Origin of the sequence: uncultured Thiodictyon sp., from assembly GCF_903946935.1 — a bacterium.
Taxonomy (GTDB): domain Bacteria; phylum Pseudomonadota; class Gammaproteobacteria; order Chromatiales; family Chromatiaceae; genus Thiodictyon.
On sequence record NZ_CAJAXH010000015.1, the window covers coordinates 40,179 to 55,224 of the forward strand.

Consider the following 15,046-nt stretch of genomic DNA (forward strand, 5'->3'; position numbering starts at 1 on the left):
GGTCCCGGCCACCCCGCTTAGGGCGAGAGTGTAGGCCGTTTTTGCGACGCGCGAAGGGCCAATTGCGGCGACGGCGGCGGCGGTCGATGTGGCATGCTGCCAGTCCCGACGGCCAGCGACGATCGAACACCAGATGCAACACCAAAACCGCGAACGCTTCCTCTGCGAGATCGAGCGTGTCGTCGCCGAGGCCGGCGGGCACGGCGGGGCCGGGGCCCAGCGCGGCGCACTGCGCCGTCGGCTCGACGGCCTCATCGATTCATTTCTACTGCAATCCCAGCCGATCGCCGGGACCCACGCGACCATCGTACTCGCCGACATTCGCGGCTTTACCGCAATCACGGAGTCCCTGCCCGTGCGTATCGTTATCGGCCTGCTGAACCGTTACTTTTCGACCATGACGGCGGTGGTCGGACGTCATGGGGGCGTCATCGATAAGTTCATGGGCGACTGCGTGATGGTCTTGTTCGGCGCCCCCGAACGCCGCCCCGATGACCTGCTGCGCGCCCTGGCCTGCGCGGTGGAGATGCAGCAGGCGATGGTGGAATTCAATCGTGAGTCGGCGGCGCGCGGGGAGCCCCGGCTCTATGTGGGGATCGCGGTCAACACCGGGGAGATGATGGCCGGCACCTTCGGCTCCCGTCAATACAGCGAGTACACGGTGATTGGCGATACCGTGAACGTGGTGGCGCGTATGGAGCCTTTCAGCCTCCGCGGTCAGGTGCTGCTCAGTCAGACCAGCCTCGCCGGGGCACGCGAGCACGTTGAGATCGCCGGGACCAATGAGGTGCGGGTCAAGGGTAAGTCCCAGCCCGTGCTCCTCTATGAGTTGCGCTCGGTCAACTATCCGCGGCGTTTGGTGGTACCCCAGGTGGAGGTGCGCCGCTCGCCGCGGGTACCAGTGGATTTTCCGCTGGTGTTCAGGCGGGTGGCCGGCAAATGCATCCTGCCTGAGCCGCTGGCCGGGCGGGTGCTGGACCTTGGTTATCACGGTTTGCTGATCGCGTTGCCGACCCGGCTGGCGCCCGGCACCGAGTTGGTCGCCAATTTTGCGCCGTTCCTGCAGGAGGAGGGGATGGGCGACCTCTATGCGCGGGTGGTGCGGGCGGTACCCGGCGCCGACGGATTTGAGATCAGCCTGCAATTCACCAGCGTGGACATCCCCGCCTGCTTGCAGGTCAAACGGTTTGTGGATCGGGTGCTGTGGGGGCGGTGAACCGCCGACAAGGCGGCGGCGGTGCTGTGTCGAGGGTACTCGGAGACCGGTTCGATGGCGTCGATCTTGAGCCGTTTGGGCGAGCCCTCGACGCTTCGGCCGAGCTGCCGTCGGTGCTACTGTCGGCACCAACCAAGACCCCGAGCCGCCGATGACCGACCGCAACCAGGCCGCAGCATCCAGCGACCGCGACAGCCCCTGGAAGGAGGCGCTGGAGCGCTATTTCCCCGACTTCCTGGCGCTCTTGTTCCCGCACATCCATGCCGAGATCGACTGGACGCGCGGGCATAGCTTCCTGCGGTTGATCCGGCTGATGTTATGATCGCGGCTACGACCGCGGCACGGTCCTGGAGCTGTTTCGGGTCATCGACTGGATGATCCGGCTACCCGCGGAGGCCGCGGCCACCTATACTCGGTTAGGTTAGATTTTGGAGCCGTCCATGTCCACCACCGAGCCCGCGATTCGCTGTGTCGGAATCCACAAGACCTACCATACTGGCGAGGTTGAAACGCCCGTGCTGCGCGGTATCGACCTGGAGATCATGCCCGGCGAGGTGACGGTGATCCTCGGCGCCTCGGGCGCCGGTAAGACAACGCTGCTCAATATCATCGGCGGCATCGACCGGCCGACCACCGGCGAGATCTGGTGCGGCGGCGAAAATCTCGCCGGATTCGACGACCGCAGGCTCACCGAGCACCGGCGTCGCAACGTCGGCTTTGTGTTCCAGTTCTACAACCTGGTGCCGACGCTGACCGCGCTGGAAAACGTCCAGACCGCCACCGAGATCGCCGACCGCCCCATGGACCCGGCCGAGGCCCTGGCCCTGGTCGACCTCTCCGATCGGCGCGACCATTTCCCGGCGCAACTCTCCGGCGGCCAGCAGCAGCGGGTCGCCATCGCCCGCGCGCTGGCCAAACGCCCCCTGGTGGTGTTCTGTGACGAACCGACCGGGGCGCTCGATGCGACGACCGGTCGTCATGTGCTCGACCTCTTGCTGCGCATCAACGAGCAGACCGGCGCCACCATCGTCATCGTCACCCACGCGGCGCCGGTGGCCGGGCTCGCCCATGCCGTGCTGCGGCTGGAACTGGACGGTATCCACGCCAGCCGCAACGCCAAGCGCCTGGGTGCCGAGGACATCTCCTGGTGAGCGTACTCGGGCGCAAGCTGCGGCGTGATCTCGTCGCCGCCCGCGGCATGCTGACCGCGGTGGTCGCCGTGGTCGCGCTCGGCATCGGCGCGCTGGTGGGCTTTCAGGCGACCAGCAACAACCTGATGGCGGCCCGCGACGCCTACTACGCCCGGTGCCGGCTCGCGGACTTCTGGATCGACCTCCACAAGGCCCCGCGCACCGTGCTGGCGGAGGTCGCGGACATTGCGGGTGTCGCGGCGTTGCGCGGGCGCATCGCCGCCCCGGTCATCGTCGATCTGGCGCACGTGCCGGAGCCGATCTCCGGCCTCCTGCTCAGCCTGCCGGGGAGCGACGAGGGCGGGGCGGCGGTCATCAACGATATCGTGCTGCGCAGCGGCCGACCCCTGGACCCCCGGCGTGACGACGAGGTCCTGGTCTCGGAGGCCTTCGCCCGGCACCGCGGGCTCGCCGCGGGCGACACCCTGGCGCTGACGATCACCGGGGAGCGGCGGCACCTGCGGATCGTCGGCACCGCGATCTCGGCGGAGTTCGCCGATCTGATCCCGCCCGGCGCCCTGGCCCCGGAGCCGGCCGACTATGGCGTCTTCTACGTCGGCCGCCAGTTCGCCGAGAACGCCACGAACATGGCCGGCGCGGTCAACAGCATCGTCGGCCTCCTGACGCCCGCCGCCCGGGCCGACCCCGAGCCGGTCATGGAGCGCCTCGACCGGGTCCTGGCCCCCTACGGCGTCTTCGCCACGACCCCGCTGGCCCTGCAGTCCTCGAACCTGAACCTGACCGCGGAACTGGGCGGGCTGGCCACGATGGCCACGACCATGCCGCTGATCTTCCTGACCGTGGCCGCGCTGGTGCTCAATGTCTTGATGACGCGCCTGGCCGCCCAGCAGGCGGTCATCGTCGGCACCCTGAAGGCGCTGGGCTGGGCCGATGGTGCGCTGCGCACCCACTTCGTCTCCGTCGGGGTCCTGGTGGGGCTGGTCGGGGGCCTGCTCGGCGGTCTGCTCGGCTGGGGGCTCGCCGCCTGGCTGACCGAGTTCTACCGCGGACTCTTCGCCTTCCCGTCGCTGCCCAACCGGTTCTATCTCGGGTTGATCCTGCTCTCGCTCGCCATTGCCCTGTGCTTCGCCGTGCTCGGGACCCTGCGCGGCGTGCGTCAGGTGACCCGGCTGTCGCCCGCGGAGGCGATGCACCCGCCGCCGCCGCCTGCCGGGGGCAAGATCGTGCTGGAACGCTTCCCGGTCCTCTGGCGGCACCTCGGCTTCTTCTGGCAGATGGCCCTGCGCAACGTCTTCCGCAACCGCGGCCGGTCATTGGTGGGCATCTTCGCCGCCGCCGTCGGTACCTCGCTCCTGGTGTCGACCTTCGGCCTGGTCGAATCGCTGGCCTACATGGTCGGCTTCCAGTTCGACCAGGTCATGGTCGCCGAATACACGCTGAACTTCCGCACCGAACTCGACGGCGGCGCGCTCGACGAGGCCCGGCGCCTGCCTGGGGTCCAGCGCGCCGAACCGGTATTCGCGGTTGCCGGCACTCTCGTCAACGCCAACCACAGCCACAAGGGGGTCGTCGTCGGTCTGCGGGCGGACGCGACCCTGACGGTGCCGCGCGATGGCGACGGCACCCGCGCCGCGGTGCCGGCCCAGGGCCTCCTGATGGCCCGCCGGCTCGCCGCGCAGCTCGGGGTGGGCCTCGGCGACCGGGTCTGGCTGATCCCGACCAAGGGCACCCGCGAACCGCGGTTGGTGCCGATCACGGGCCTCCTGGACAGTCTGTTCGGGCTGGCGGTCTATGCCGACTATGCCTGGCTGAACGCCCTGGTCGGCGAGACCGATGCCCTCTCCGCGGTAAAACTGCGCACCGCCCAGACGCCGGCGGAACGGGCCGCCTTTCTCGCCGAGATCAAACGGATGCCGACGCTCGAGAGCTGCGACGATCTGGCCCGCGAGCGGGCGAACCTGTGGCAGAACTTCGTGGTCAAGCTCGGCGGCATGTCTTACACTATGATCCTGTTCGGGGCCGTGATCTTCTTCGGCGCCATCCTCAACGCCGCGCTGATCGGCCTCATCGAACGCCACCGCGAGCTCGCCACCTACCGGGTACTCGGTTACCGCCCGCGCGAGGTCGGGACCATGCTGCTGCGCGAGTCGCTGCTGCTGAACCTGACCGGCATCGCCCTCGGCCTGCCGCTCGGCTGGTGGATGCTGGTCGGTATGAACGCTCAGTATACGAACGACCTGTACATGATCCCCTCGGTCATCACGCCCACGGGCTGGGCCTGGTCCATCGGGCTCGCCCTCGCCTTCGTGCTCATTTGCCAGTACATCGTCCAGCGCCAGATCGACCGGATGGACTGGCGCGAGGCGCTGGCGATGAAAGAATGACTCGTTCTTGCAAGACCACGACCGCGATTACGACTACGACTACGACTACGACAAAGACTACAAGCGCAGCGCCACGGGCATGCGGCCACGGGTGTTGCTGAGGTCAGCGCCATGCCATCTCTGAAGAAACACTGGATCATCGTCGTACTGCCGATCGCACTGATCGGGGGCCTCGGCGCCTATGCGTTCTTGCAGCCAGGACCGCCGGTCACGGCGGCCCGGGTCGAGCGAGGCACCCTGCGCGCCTATGTCGAGGAACGTGCGAGCACCCATGTGCCGGGGGCCCAGCGCCTGAGCATGCCCGAGGACGGGCGCATCGAGACCATCGACCTGGAGCCCGGGACCCCGGTGGCCGCCGGCGACCTGGTGGCCCGGCTGGCGACCGCGGACCTCGACGACACCGTCGCCGTGGCCCGTGCCGAGTTGGGTCGGATCGACGCGCAACTGGCGGTGCTGCGCGACAACGCCATCGCCAACACCGCGTTAAACGAGGCCGAGGGCTGGATCGCGACCATTGCCAAGCTCGCCGCCGCCGCCGAAGAGGTCATCGCCGCCCACCAGGCCAATGTCGGCTTCAGCGACTGGTGGAAGAGCGCCGAGCAGAAGCTCAAGAAGGTCGGTGCGATCTCCGACGAGCAGCTGCGCCGCGCCCAGACCAACAGTTCCCAGGCGTCGGTCGACCTCGCCGTCAGCAAGCTCGACCATCAGATCGTGCTCGCCATCGGTCAGGTCTTCCAGCTCGGCCCGAAATATATCCACGACTACTTGGATCTGAAGGGGCTCGAGGCAGCCGTGCTGCAGCGCCAGCGCGAGGCGGCCGCCGCCCGCCTGGCCCTGGCCGAGCGGGCGCGCGCCCGCGCCGAGATCCGCGCCCCGGCGGCCGGCATCGTGCTGACCCGGGCCGTACGCGACACCCAGGTCCTGCCCGCGGGCACGGAACTCCTGACCATCGGCGACCTCGCGGCCCTGCACGTGCGTGCCGACCTCCTGAGCCAGGACGCCGGCCGGGTGCGCGAGGGCGACGCGGTGGATATCAGCGGCGTCGCCGGCATGACGCTCACCGGCAAGGTCATCCGCGTCCACCCGCAGGCCTTCACCAAACGCTCGTCGCTGGGGGTCGATCAGCAGCGGGTCAGCGTCGACATCGCCTTCGACGACGGCGAGCTGGCACGGGTGCGGGAGGCCGGCGAACGCCTCGGTGCCGACTACCGTGTCCAGGTGCGCGTCTATACCGACAGCGCCGACCAGGCCCTCATGATCCCGAGTCTGGCCCTGTTCCGCGGCGACGACGGCGGCTGGCGGGTCTACCGGGTCGATGCCGGCACGGCCGTCGAACAGCCGGTCGCCGTGGGCCTGAGCACTCCGGACGCAGTGCAGGTCGTCAAGGGCCTGTCGGGGGGGGATCTCGTCATCGTCTCGCCACCGAAGGACCTCACGGCCGGGACCAGGGTGACACCGGTCGTCGCCGTGCCAGTCGGAGGTTGAGTCCGCACGGGCCCGGAGCGCCTGACGCTAAGGTCCGGCCTGTCCACCACGGGACAGGCGGGCGGAGATATGCATGCCCACAAGCAACGAAATAAAGAACACAACGTAGAACAGACCGATCACGCCTTCGAGAACGGTGAGCGCCTGGGCGGTGTGCGACATGGGCAGGATATCTCCGAAGCCGATGGTCAAGAGGGATATGAAGCTGTAGTAAAACAGCAGGTCGTATAGCTGAACCAGATTGGGGTGTTCGCCATGCACCCCGAAGTTGAAGGAACCGGGTTGCAGGAGCTCCACGTTGATATACAGGGTGTTGAATGCCCCGCCGATGAGGATGTAGGCGCAGAGCCCACCCAGCACACCGTCCAAGGTAATGGAATCGTTCTGCAGGAGGAACGGGACGATGCTGACGATGACCGAGATCACAAAGGCGCAGGTGATAAAATTCAGGATCACCATCGCCAGCTGGCTTTCCGGGTTGAACATGAGCACCAGGTCGCTCGTGATCGTCATGATGAACAGCAGCACGTTGACCCCGAAGAGCCAGTTGCGTCTGATCGAATACACCACGTAGAAGATGAGCAAGAGGTAGACGAGATCGCTCAACACCCCCAGGATCATGCTGTCTTCGAAGATGGGGATGATCGCAAATTCCGCCATCATGTAGGCAAACAACAGGGTGAAGTGACCGTTCCGTGAGGGGTTGTTCGGCCTGATTAAATTCATGAAACGAACCTCGGCGAATGGTGATCGGTGCGTACCGCGCTCAACGCGCACCATGCCATCTTTCGCGGCGGGGGCGCAGCGGTCCCGCGGACGGGGCCCGCCGCCTCGCCGACTTGGGCGGCGCCGCTGCCGCAGGACTGGCAGCGGCGGATTGACGATCAGTGGGCAGCGGACCCGAGCGCACTGTCGGTGGATCTGTGACGGTGTGTCAATCCAGGCCGAGCGCGAAGTCCGCCTTGAACGGGTTTTCCAGCCGCATGGCCCCAACCCGGCGACCGTCTTGCATGTCCTCGGTCAGTAGCCGCGTGACGCCGGCAGCCCTGGCGGCTGCCACCAGCATGGCATCCCAGAAACCGAATCCGTGCGCGTGTGGCTGGACGTCGGCGACGCTGTCGACCAACGGTAAGCTGCGCTCGGCCACCTCGGTAGACTATTGCCAGGGTCCTGAGGGTCAGCAGATGCGCGGCAACTGCTCGCCGGCCAGCCAGTCGACGATCCGGCTGCCGCCGAAGGTGGTCTCCATCTGCACGAAGCGATGGGGGTCTGCCACCACCTCGCCGATCAGGCTGGCCCCTGCCCCCAGTGGGTGTGCGCGCATCACGGCCAGCAGTTCGGCCGCCCGCTCGCCCGGGCAGATGGCCACCAGCTTGCCCTCGTTGGCGACGTAAAGCGGGTCGAGGCCCAGCAGTTCGCAGGCCGCGGACACCTCCGGCCGCACCGGGATGGCGGACTCATGGATACGCATCCCGACCTGGGATTGCTGGGCCAGCTCGTTGAGCGTCGTGGCCAGCCCGCCGCGGGTGGGGTCGCGCAGGCAGTGGATGTCCGGCACCGCGGTCACCATGGCCGCCACCAGGCCGTGCAGGGCGGCGGTATCTGACTCAATTTCCACGTCGAAGCCCAGGTTCTCCCGCCGCGAGAGGATCGCGACCCCATGGTCCCCCAGGGTGCCGCTGACCAGGATGGCGTCCCCGGGGCGCGCCTGGTCGCCGGCGATGGCGATGCCTGCCGGGACCACGCCGACCCCCGTGGTGGTGATGAAGACCCCGTCGCCCTTGCCGCGCTCCACCACCTTGGTGTCCCCGGTGACGACCGGCACCCCGGCCGCGTTGGCGGCCTGCGCCATGCTGGCAACGATGCGTGCCAGGTCCTTGAGTGGATAGCCTTCCTCCAGGATGAACCCGGCGGCCAGATACAGCGGCCGGGCGCCGGCCATGGCCACATCATTGATGGTCCCGTGGACCGACAGGCAGCCGATGTCGCCGCCGGGGAAGAATAGCGGTGAGATTACATGCCCATCGGTACTCATCGCCAGACGACCCGGGGGCGGAGTGAATAGGGCCTGGTCATTGCCCTGGCGCAGCAGTTCATTGTCCAGGTGGGCATAGAAGACCTCGGCGATGAGTTGGGCCATGGCGCGCCCGCCGGCGCCATGACTCATATCGACGGTGCCGTGCTCCAGGTCCAGTCGAATAGCAAAGCGGCGGTTAGTGGTCATTGGGGCTCGTGGTCTCGGTAGTGGATCTGGGGCTGGGGGCGCGGAGCGCCAATCGGATTAGATGCGTGACACCGCCGAGCGGTGTCACGAGTCTATTTAATGATCACGCGGCGACCGAAAGCGCCCGTAGCTCCAATAGGCGGCGCAGGCGCCTTCGGAGGAGACCATGCACGAGCCCATCGGGTTGTCCGGCGTGCAGACGGTGCCGAAGAGCCGGCAGTCGGTGGGTTCCTTGACCCCGCGCAGGATCGCCGGGCATTCGCACCCCTTGACCTCGCGCACCGTACCGATCTCGACCGGAAAGCGCCGCTCCGCGTCCAGGTCCGCGTAGTTGTCGGCAAGCCGCAGTGCGCTGTGGGGGAGCAACCCAAGGCCGCGCCATTCAAAGGTCTCGCGCGGGCTGAACACCTGCGCCATCAGGGCCTGAGCCTTGCGATTGCCCTGCTCGGTGACGGCGCGGGTGTACTGGTTCTCCACCTCGCAGCGCCCCTCATTGAGCTGGCGGATCAGCATCAGGGTGGACTGCATGACGTCTAAGGGCTCGAAACCGGCGATGACGACGGGGGTGCCGAACTCATGCGGCACGAAGGCATAGGGTGCGCTGCCGATCACCGAGCTCACATGGGACGGCCCCAGGATGCCGTCGAGCTGGACGCCGTCCGGACCCGCGGTTGCGAGGATGGTGTGCAGCGCCGGCGGGGTCAGTACATGGTTGCAGAAGATCGAGAAATTCTTGAGTCCCTCGGCGCGGGCCACCTGCGCCGCCACCGCGGTCGGGGGGGTGGTGGTCTCGAAGCCGATGGCGAAGAAGACGACCTGCCGGTGCGGGTCCTCGCGGGCGATGCGCAACGCGTCCGCCGTCGAGTAGATCATGCGGATGTCCGCCCCCGCGGCCTTGGCCTTGAGCAGGCTGCGGCGCTCCCCGGCGGGCACGCGCATCAGGTCGGCATAGGTGCAGAGGGTCACCCGGTGCTCGGTGGCGAGCGCGATGGCCTGGTCGATGCGCGCCATCGGCAGGACACAGACCGGGCAGCCCGGGCCATGGATGAAGCGCACATTCGCCGGCATCAGGTCCGCGATGCCATAGCGGAAGATGGCATGGGTGTGGCCGCCGCAGAACTCCATCAGCCGATACTGGCGGTCGGGGCGTGCCGCCGCCCGGATCGCCGCCGCCAGGCCGCGCGCCAGCTGTTGGTCGCGGAACTCGTCGATATATTTCACGCCGCGTCCTCGTGGGCGGCGTCCACCGGCACCCCGGCCTCCCGCATCAGGGCGAGGGTCTCCTGCGCCTCCTCCTCGCCGATGCGATTCAAGGCATAGCCGACATGGACCAGGACATAGTCGCCCACGGCGGCGTCGTCGATCAGGGCCAGCGAGCAGTCCCTGGTCACGCCCCCTAGGGCGATGCGGGCCGTCTCCCCGGTCGGGTCGATGGCGGTAATGCGGGCGGGAATGGCGAGACACATGGTGGCTGATCCTAACGGTCTAAGCGGTCTGTAAAAAAATTCAGGTCGAAGTCGACACAGGGGTCGACGGCGGTGATGAACAGGCGCGCCAGGGGCTCCAGTTCGGCCGGGGCGGCGTGTTGCACGAGCCCACTGAGACCGGCCGCCACCACCCCCTGCGGGTGAAAGTTCCATTCGGTCGGGGCCAGGATGCGGTATTCGGCGATCTGCTCGTCGGCGAGGCGCACCCGATGGACCAGGAGCCCGCGGGCGGCCTGGACCTGGGCCAGCCCCACGCCCGGGGGCAGGGGGGCGGATGCCGGTGGGGCGCTCTCCCCAGCGGTCGCGGCGAGCCCCCGGGCGACCTCGGTGAGTTGGGCCGCGAGCCGCGGCAGCAGACCATTGCCAAAGCGTTCGGTCAGGTCCAGCACCAGTGGCCAGGCCAACTGCCGGGTGAATGCGCTGGTCTCGCGCGCTTGGCCGTCCCAGTTGGGCCTGGCCACGAAGGCGTCCGCCGCCGGGTCCGCGCCGGCCAGGTGCCGCTCCAGGTCCGGCGCGGGCAGCTCGGGCAGGGCGTCGACGGCGCAGCGCCCGAGCCCGGCCCAGTCCGCGGCGAGGACCCGGCGCACCAGCCGCGCCGCCACCGTCTCGGTGCGCTCGGCCCAGGTCACCAGGGTGGCCAAGCCGTCGACCTGCCCCAGCCAGGTGTCCGGCGCCAGACCGAAGACCCACCGGGCGCCCAGCTCAGCCAGTTGCAGACGCGCGGGAACGGTGGTCGGTGCGGCGCCGACAGTGGCGCGAGCCGCGGGGGTGAGCAGGTCGCCCCCCGCGGTGAGGGTGGCCCGCCAGGCGGCGTCGGCGGCCATAGCCGCCGCCATCGCCGCGGTGTCCGGGGGCTCGCTCAAGGCGCGCGGCCAGTCGAGCAGGATGCGCCACAGGTGCTCCCGCACCGTCTCCACCGCCACCAGTTGCCGCCGCCGCGCCCCGACCGCGGGATCGGTGGTCAGCGCTAGCGCCTGTTCGATCGCCGTCACCCCAGCCGTCGCCTGGGCGGACGCACAGATGCTGAACAGGGCCGGCAGCAGATGCAGCGTCTGCGCGGTGCCGCGGCCCACCAGCAACCGGGCCGCCTGCACCGGCCGGGTCGAGGCGATGCCGACCCCGTCCGCGTGGACTTGGATGAGCAGTTTGCCGGCGGGATTGGTCATCGGGTGAGTGTACCCGAACCAGGGGCTAGAATAACCGCCCCCTGGTCCATCAATGGGCCTTCTGTCACAGGTTGCCTCCCCATGCTTACCAAGGATCAAGTGGACCGTCTGCGCGAGCCGATCCGCTTCGCGGCTGAACTCGCCGGCCGCACGCTCACGATTGAGACCACCTGGGGGCTGTTCTCCCCGCGCGAGATCGACGAGGGCACCCGCCTGCTGCTCGCGCACCTCAAGGTCGCGCCCGCCGCCGACTGTCTGGACCTCGGGTGCGGTTACGGCGCCATCGGGCTGGCGCTCGCGGCCCTGGCGCCCCAGGGCCAGACCCTGATGGTCGACAAGGACTTCGTGGCGGTAGACTGTGCCGAGCGCAACGCCCGGCGCAACCGGCTCGACAACGCGCGGGCGCTGCTCAGTAACGGTTTCGATCGGATACTGCCGGAGCGGCGCTTCGACCTGATTGCGAGCAACATCCCAGCCAAGGTCGGCAAAGAGCTGTTGTCGATCCTGCTGCACGATGCCCGCGACCGGCTGCGCCCCGGCGGCCGGCTCTATGTGGTCACCATCAACGGTCTGCGCGAGTTCATGAAGCGCAACCTCAAGGAGGTCTTCGGCAACTACGACAAGCTCAAGCAGGGCGCCCATTACACGGTGGGGATGGCGCAGCGGATGTCATGATCGGCTAATGGGGGAGATAGCCCGCCTTGGCCATGGCGTCGGTCACTGACTCGATGACCTCTTTGATGGTAGTCTTCTCGGAGCCCGGGTCCATGGTTGCGGAGCGGGTGGACCAGCGCAGTTTCTGGCGGGGGACGTCATAGAGGTTGGTCTCCAGTTGCAACACCGGGAAGTTGGCGTAGTAACCGGGTGCGGTGACATAGTTATAGACACGGCGGTAATAGGGGTAAAGGCTGCCATAGAGGTCGGGATTCACATAGCTGCCAGCCGGGATATAGACGGTCTGGGCACGCTCCCCGACCAGATGGGTGAGGATGACCCCGTCCGCCGCGGACTGTTCGACCGCCTTTTTGACCGCCTTGACATCGCCCAGACCGCCGACGGGCAGCAGGCCGTGACCGGCGCTGGCCTTGACCCCCTGCTTGCGCAACGCGGCGACAAAATTGTCCTCATAGGCGCTGCGGACCCGAGCGTTTGCGGCAATGCCGAAGACCAGGAGATTGTGGTAGGGTTTGGTGGGGGCTGCCGGGTCGCTCCAAGAGGAGGCGATCGGGGGCGAGGAGGAGCAGCCGCCGCCCAAGAGGGCGACGAGCAGGGCCATCAGGGCGATGCCGGTTGTGACTGGACGCATCGGGTCGATCCTTATGCACTGGGTGGGGCGAACCCCGGTCGGGCGGCGAGTTTGACCGCTCAAGGCGATAAAAGGCAAGGCGGTTCGTGATCTGGAGTGGATGTGGTGGGCGATATAATCATCGTTGGTTGTGGATATGTGGGCACGCGGCTGGCGCGCCAATACCTGGGGTTGGGCCAGTCGGTCCTGGGCGTGGTCCGCACCCAGGCCGGGGTGGAGCGGTTGGCCGCGGCCGGGATCGCGGCCCGGCGCGCCGATCTGGCGGGTGAGGGCCTGGACGCACTGCCGCTCGATGGCGCGCTGGTCTTCCACCTGGCACCCCCGCCGGACCAGGGCCGCGAGGACTCGCGAACCCGTCGGCTGGTCGAGGCCTTCACGCGCGCCGGCCAGCCGCAGCGTCTTGTGTATATCAGCACCACCGGGGTCTATGGGGACTGCGGCGGGGCCTGGGTGGACGAGTCTTGGCCCGCTCGGCCCGGGGTCGATCGGTCGTACCGGCGGTGGGACGCCGAAGAGACCCTGCGGCGCTGGAGCGATGCGAGCGGGGGGGAACTCGCGATCCTGCGGGTGGCCGGGATCTACGGCCCGGGGCGCCTGCCGCTGGAGCGTATTCGTCAGGGCGTACCCATGGTGCGGGCGGAGGATTCGCCCTTCAGCAACCGTATCCATGTCGATGACCTGGTCGCGGCCTGCATGCTCGCCATGGAGCGCGGCCAATCCGGTGCGGTCTACAACGCCTGTGACGACTCCCCAAGCAGCATGACCGACTATTTCCTCGCCATCGCGGACGCCGCCGGTCTGCCACGGCCGCCCCTGATCCCGCTGGCGCAGGCGCAGGGCCAGGTCTCGGCGGCCATGCTGTCCTATCTCACCGAATCGCGCCGGCTCAGTAACCGCAAGCTGCGCGAGGAGTTGGGGCTCATCCTGCGCTACCCGAGTCTCGCCGACGGCTTGCCGTCCTGCCTGTGAAGCTCTGCCCGAGGGGCCTCACGCGCTGGTTCGTTCCCGCAGGAGCTTCACCTGGAACAAGGTGTTGCGCTCTTCTTCCTCCAGCGCGGACTGGATGAAGTGGATGGTCCGGCGGTAGCGCGGGATGATGTTGTATTTGAGTGCGTTGACCCGCTTCTGCGCCTTGCGCTGTTCCTCCATCAGGCGGTGCAGGGCGGTCTCTACCTCCGCCAAGCGGGCCAACAGCACCGTGGCGTTGGCCAGGTTGTCGCGGCTGGTGTCGAAGCTCGCGTCGGTGCCGAGCAGCCCCACTGGTTTGAGCGGCAGCCGCTCGGCCGTCACCGCGGGGTATTCCACGCCCAGTGCGCGCCGGGGCAGGATGTCCACTTTGAGCGCCGGCTGCGCCCCCAGTGCCGCCTGGCGGATACTGCGGTTGCCCATGCGCAGGTGGGTGAGGCTCAGGCACCGATAGGCCTCCGCGAGCGCCTCCTGTGCCAGGGCACGCAGGCTTCGATACTCGCCGATGCGCTCATAGACCAGGCGGGTGAGTAGCTCCCGCTTGCGCTCCAGCAGGTCGTGTCCGTCCTCCAGGAAAAGGACCTGCTTCTTGAGCTTGAGCAGGGTGTTCTTGGTGGGCGGGACCTTGATCAGTGGTTGGGTCATGGGGGAAGCGGCAACTGGTTAGTGGTCAGGCGTAGGTCGGGTTAGCGAAGCCTAACCCGACATTTCTGCGCCGCATGTCGGGTTACGGCGCGCGTCAAGTCTTAAGTTCATTCAATCGGCGCAGTGCCCCGCGCGCCTAACCCGACCTACGCGATCTCCCTGTGCTGGCTAAAGACCTTTCCCGAGCGAGCAATTAGCCGCCGCTCCAGTTTGTGCGCTCCTCGATACAATCAGGTCCGCCCTCATCGAATTCACGGCAGATCAGGGGCCGCTGTTCATAAATGCGGCAACGCAGACTGTCGCGATCCAGCGCGGCGCACCAGCCATCTGGCAGGCGGTCCATCGACGCGACACCCCCGGGATTCGAGCGGGTGAAGCGGCGCGGGACGCCGGTTTCGGTGATACACAGGACCTCCAGCCGGCAGCAGATGGCGGCGCAGGTGGCACAGGTGACGGGAGCCTGAGGCGCGGCAGACAAGAGTTCGTCGGATGTCTCGGACATGGATTAGCGGTCGCTACGCTGCCACTCTACGTATTTTTCAGTCCGGATTGAGCATAGTGCGCACTGGGTCACGACTATATTCATCAGTTCGCTTGGATTTGTGCCAATAGTCCGGAAATCGCCCGGCGGACGCGGTCGGATTGGAGAACCTTTGCCACGGCCTCTTCAAATGCCCGTTCGTCGTGGCACTCGATCGGCTCGGCGTCGGCGGTTACCCAGGCAGGGTAAAGTTCAACGCCATGTCCGACTCGGAGGATTTCGTAGGTGTAGTTATTGAGGCTCGGTGCGACGATGCGCATCGCCACCTCAAATCCGGAACTGGCGGGCTGAAATCGAGCTTCCGCATACAGTAGGCCTTTCGTCGCCTGTGCCAGCATTTGCCCCTGTTCCCGCAGGATCGCGACAGGGGCAAGCACCGGTGAGACCTCCGGGAGCGATCCCCAGAGATTCGCAACGGAGCGCATGTTGTCAGGGGTTACCGTTTGGGTAACTGCTTGGGTCATTGTCTTGGCCT

General features: G+C 67.4%; 17 protein-coding genes. 7 read left to right on the forward strand and 10 right to left on the reverse strand.

Translation table 11 applies throughout. The features are described 5' to 3' along the window. Nucleotides 1–133: 133 nt before the first annotated feature. The 5 genes from QZX93_RS01560 (at nt 134) to QZX93_RS01580 (ending at nt 6,236) form a co-directional block, all read left to right on the forward strand. Nucleotides 134–1,216 carry an adenylate/guanylate cyclase domain-containing protein gene (locus tag QZX93_RS01560; RefSeq protein WP_295390060.1) on the forward strand — a complete coding sequence of 361 codons (1,083 nt, stop codon included), beginning with the start codon at nt 134–136 and terminating at the stop codon, nt 1,214–1,216. Nucleotides 1,217–1,367: 151 nt separating this feature from the next. After that, nucleotides 1,368–1,538 (forward strand): hypothetical protein, encoded by a 171-nt coding sequence (locus tag QZX93_RS01565; protein WP_295390063.1) that lies wholly within the window; start codon nt 1,368–1,370, stop codon nt 1,536–1,538. A gap of 118 nt (nt 1,539–1,656) precedes the next feature. Further along, the gene (locus tag QZX93_RS01570) at nt 1,657–2,367 is read left to right on the forward strand and encodes an ABC transporter ATP-binding protein (RefSeq protein WP_295390065.1); all 711 of its coding nucleotides are present in this window, start codon (nt 1,657–1,659) and stop codon (nt 2,365–2,367) included. Beyond that, nucleotides 2,364–4,751, forward strand: coding sequence for an ABC transporter permease (locus QZX93_RS01575; protein ID WP_295390067.1), 2,388 nt, complete (start codon nt 2,364–2,366; stop codon nt 4,749–4,751). Before QZX93_RS01570 ends, QZX93_RS01575 begins: the two co-directional genes overlap by 4 nt. A gap of 111 nt (nt 4,752–4,862) precedes the next feature. Next, nucleotides 4,863–6,236, forward strand: a complete 1,374-nt coding sequence (locus tag QZX93_RS01580; RefSeq protein ID WP_295390069.1) for an HlyD family efflux transporter periplasmic adaptor subunit — start codon at nt 4,863–4,865, stop codon at nt 6,234–6,236. Nucleotides 6,237–6,263: 27 nt separating this feature from the next. Here the strand turns inward: QZX93_RS01580 and QZX93_RS01585 are convergent, their stop codons facing one another. From QZX93_RS01585 to QZX93_RS01610, 6 genes are all read right to left on the reverse strand, one after another. Continuing rightward, nucleotides 6,264–7,016, reverse strand: coding sequence for a potassium channel family protein (locus QZX93_RS01585; RefSeq protein ID WP_295390071.1), 753 nt, complete (start codon nt 7,014–7,016; stop codon nt 6,264–6,266). A gap of 154 nt (nt 7,017–7,170) precedes the next feature. Then, complete coding sequence (locus QZX93_RS01590) at nt 7,171–7,362, reverse strand: hypothetical protein (protein ID WP_295390073.1); 192 nt, start codon at nt 7,360–7,362, stop codon at nt 7,171–7,173. Between the two features lie 51 nt (nt 7,363–7,413). Then, a complete protein-coding gene (gene hypE / locus QZX93_RS01595) occupies nt 7,414–8,460 on the reverse strand; it encodes a hydrogenase expression/formation protein HypE (protein ID WP_295390075.1) in 1,047 nt (348 codons plus the stop codon). A 96-nt stretch (nt 8,461–8,556) separates the two neighbouring features. Continuing rightward, nucleotides 8,557–9,681 carry a hydrogenase formation protein HypD gene (gene hypD / locus QZX93_RS01600; RefSeq protein WP_295390077.1) on the reverse strand — a complete coding sequence of 375 codons (1,125 nt, stop codon included), beginning with the start codon at nt 9,679–9,681 and terminating at the stop codon, nt 8,557–8,559. Next, nucleotides 9,678–9,926: a HypC/HybG/HupF family hydrogenase formation chaperone gene (locus QZX93_RS01605; protein ID WP_295390079.1), complete on the reverse strand. Its 249-nt coding sequence runs from the start codon at nt 9,924–9,926 to the stop codon at nt 9,678–9,680. The genes hypD and QZX93_RS01605 overlap by 4 nt, the downstream gene beginning before the upstream one ends. Nucleotides 9,927–9,937: 11 nt before the next feature. After that, on the reverse strand, nt 9,938–11,113 hold the full coding sequence (locus QZX93_RS01610) for a nickel-dependent hydrogenase large subunit (protein ID WP_295390081.1): 1,176 nt from the start codon (nt 11,111–11,113) through the stop codon (nt 9,938–9,940). A gap of 81 nt (nt 11,114–11,194) precedes the next feature. On the opposite strand from QZX93_RS01610, the gene QZX93_RS01615 reads away from it, so the two are divergent. Further along, nucleotides 11,195–11,788: a methyltransferase gene (locus QZX93_RS01615; RefSeq protein ID WP_295390083.1), complete on the forward strand. Its 594-nt coding sequence runs from the start codon at nt 11,195–11,197 to the stop codon at nt 11,786–11,788. 4 nt (nt 11,789–11,792) lie between these two features. Here QZX93_RS01615 and QZX93_RS01620 read toward each other — a convergent pair whose 3' ends face one another. Continuing rightward, a complete protein-coding gene (locus QZX93_RS01620) occupies nt 11,793–12,419 on the reverse strand; it encodes a hypothetical protein (protein WP_295390085.1) in 627 nt (208 codons plus the stop codon). 105 nt (nt 12,420–12,524) lie between these two features. Here QZX93_RS01620 and QZX93_RS01625 point away from each other — a divergent pair, with 105 nt between their 5' ends. Continuing rightward, complete coding sequence (locus tag QZX93_RS01625) at nt 12,525–13,388, forward strand: SDR family oxidoreductase (protein ID WP_295390087.1); 864 nt, start codon at nt 12,525–12,527, stop codon at nt 13,386–13,388. 18 nt (nt 13,389–13,406) lie between these two features. Here the strand turns inward: QZX93_RS01625 and QZX93_RS01630 are convergent, their stop codons facing one another. The 3 genes from QZX93_RS01630 to QZX93_RS01640 form a co-directional block, all read right to left on the reverse strand. Beyond that, complete coding sequence (locus QZX93_RS01630) at nt 13,407–14,030, reverse strand: V-type ATP synthase subunit D (protein ID WP_295390089.1); 624 nt, start codon at nt 14,028–14,030, stop codon at nt 13,407–13,409. 193 nt (nt 14,031–14,223) lie between these two features. Continuing rightward, nucleotides 14,224–14,532, reverse strand: a complete 309-nt coding sequence (locus QZX93_RS01635) for a YkgJ family cysteine cluster protein (protein WP_295390091.1) — start codon at nt 14,530–14,532, stop codon at nt 14,224–14,226. Nucleotides 14,533–14,615: 83 nt separating this feature from the next. Continuing rightward, on the reverse strand, nt 14,616–15,035 hold the full coding sequence (locus tag QZX93_RS01640) for a hypothetical protein (protein ID WP_295390093.1): 420 nt from the start codon (nt 15,033–15,035) through the stop codon (nt 14,616–14,618). Nucleotides 15,036–15,046: the final 11 nt, after the last annotated feature.

Coding starts and splice junctions, on each gene's coding strand:
- QZX93_RS01580 (WP_295390069.1), top strand. CDS start 4,863: ATGCCATCTCTGAAGAAACACTGGATCATCGTCGTACTGCCGATCGCA.
- QZX93_RS01615 (WP_295390083.1), top strand. CDS start 11,195: ATGCTTACCAAGGATCAAGTGGACCGTCTGCGCGAGCCGATCCGCTTC.
- QZX93_RS01565 (WP_295390063.1), top strand. CDS start 1,368: ATGACCGACCGCAACCAGGCCGCAGCATCCAGCGACCGCGACAGCCCC.
- QZX93_RS01620 (WP_295390085.1), bottom strand. CDS start 12,419: ATGCGTCCAGTCACAACCGGCATCGCCCTGATGGCCCTGCTCGTCGCC.
- QZX93_RS01640 (WP_295390093.1), bottom strand. CDS start 15,035: ATGACCCAAGCAGTTACCCAAACGGTAACCCCTGACAACATGCGCTCC.
- QZX93_RS01605 (WP_295390079.1), bottom strand. CDS start 9,926: ATGTGTCTCGCCATTCCCGCCCGCATTACCGCCATCGACCCGACCGGG.
- QZX93_RS01610 (WP_295390081.1), bottom strand. CDS start 11,113: ATGACCAATCCCGCCGGCAAACTGCTCATCCAAGTCCACGCGGACGGG.
- QZX93_RS01570 (WP_295390065.1), top strand. CDS start 1,657: ATGTCCACCACCGAGCCCGCGATTCGCTGTGTCGGAATCCACAAGACC.
- QZX93_RS01585 (WP_295390071.1), bottom strand. CDS start 7,016: ATGGTGCGCGTTGAGCGCGGTACGCACCGATCACCATTCGCCGAGGTT.
- hypE (WP_295390075.1), bottom strand. CDS start 8,460: ATGACCACTAACCGCCGCTTTGCTATTCGACTGGACCTGGAGCACGGC.
- QZX93_RS01630 (WP_295390089.1), bottom strand. CDS start 14,030: ATGACCCAACCACTGATCAAGGTCCCGCCCACCAAGAACACCCTGCTC.
- QZX93_RS01560 (WP_295390060.1), top strand. CDS start 134: ATGCAACACCAAAACCGCGAACGCTTCCTCTGCGAGATCGAGCGTGTC.
- QZX93_RS01635 (WP_295390091.1), bottom strand. CDS start 14,532: ATGTCCGAGACATCCGACGAACTCTTGTCTGCCGCGCCTCAGGCTCCC.